Origin of the sequence: Leucobacter sp. M11, assembly GCF_035726885.1 — a bacterium.
GTDB lineage: Bacteria > Actinomycetota > Actinomycetes > Actinomycetales > Microbacteriaceae > JAPFRB01.
The window spans coordinates 3,725-4,540 of sequence record NZ_JAPFRB010000003.1; the positions used below are offsets into that span (position 1 = coordinate 3,725).

At 75.0% G+C, this 816-nt stretch carries 1 protein-coding gene; it reads right to left on the reverse strand.

Annotated features, from left to right (window positions below; genetic code table 11):
• The coding region (locus tag OOT08_RS08170) for a DUF1684 domain-containing protein (RefSeq protein ID WP_325092139.1) at window positions 1-816 on the reverse strand (816 nt) is incomplete at its 5' end.

Sequence of the window (816 nt, forward strand, 5' to 3'; positions counted from 1 at the left end):
TCAGCCGAGCGCTGGGCTCTGGGGGACGACCCCGGCCGCGGTGCTGCGGTGCGTGGGGATCTGTTCCCCCGCCTCGACGGCGAGCGCCAGCCGGTTCTCGCGCGGGGGCATGGGGCAGGCCGCGTGATCCGTGTAGGCGCAGGGCATGTTCACGGCGCGGGTGAAGTCGAGGAGGACGCGCCCCTGCTCGTCGGGGGCGGCGATGGCGAGGCTGCGCATGAGGCCGTAGGTGGTGACGCCGCTGGTGTCATCGCGAAACAGCGCCTGGAGCGCGCCGGGGGCGGCGCCGTTGAAGACGGTGAGTCGATGCTCGGCGCCGTCCCGCTCGAAGACGACGGTGCCCGGAGCCTCGAAGACGTGCTCGAGGCCTTCGAGAAACGCGCCGACCACGGCCTCGCGCGGCTCGGAGAAGGGCTCGAAGCGCCCGGGGATCGCCCACTCGGCTCGGGGCGCGTAGGCGGGGGTCCCGGCGTACCCGGTGCGGAGGGGCGCGTTGGGGTCGCGGAGCCGGACCAGGTCGGCGCTGCCCCGGCGCAGGATCTCGATCATGAGTTCGCCGTGCGGCTGCCAGAGGTCGCCCGCGGGGATGGGGCCGAAGCGGTGCTCCCCGGTGATCGCGCGGCCCGGGGCGCTCGGGTCGTCAAGGCGCTCGCCCGGGCCGAGCCGGACGACGGGGCCGTCCGGGCCGGTGGACCACTCACCGGGGAGCGCGTCGAGGCGCTGTGGCTGCTCGGCGAGCTGGGCAAATCCGACGGGGCTCAGGAAGCCGTGCGGCTCCCTCCGCTTCGCCTCGACGCCCTCGTGCCAGGCCTGCCA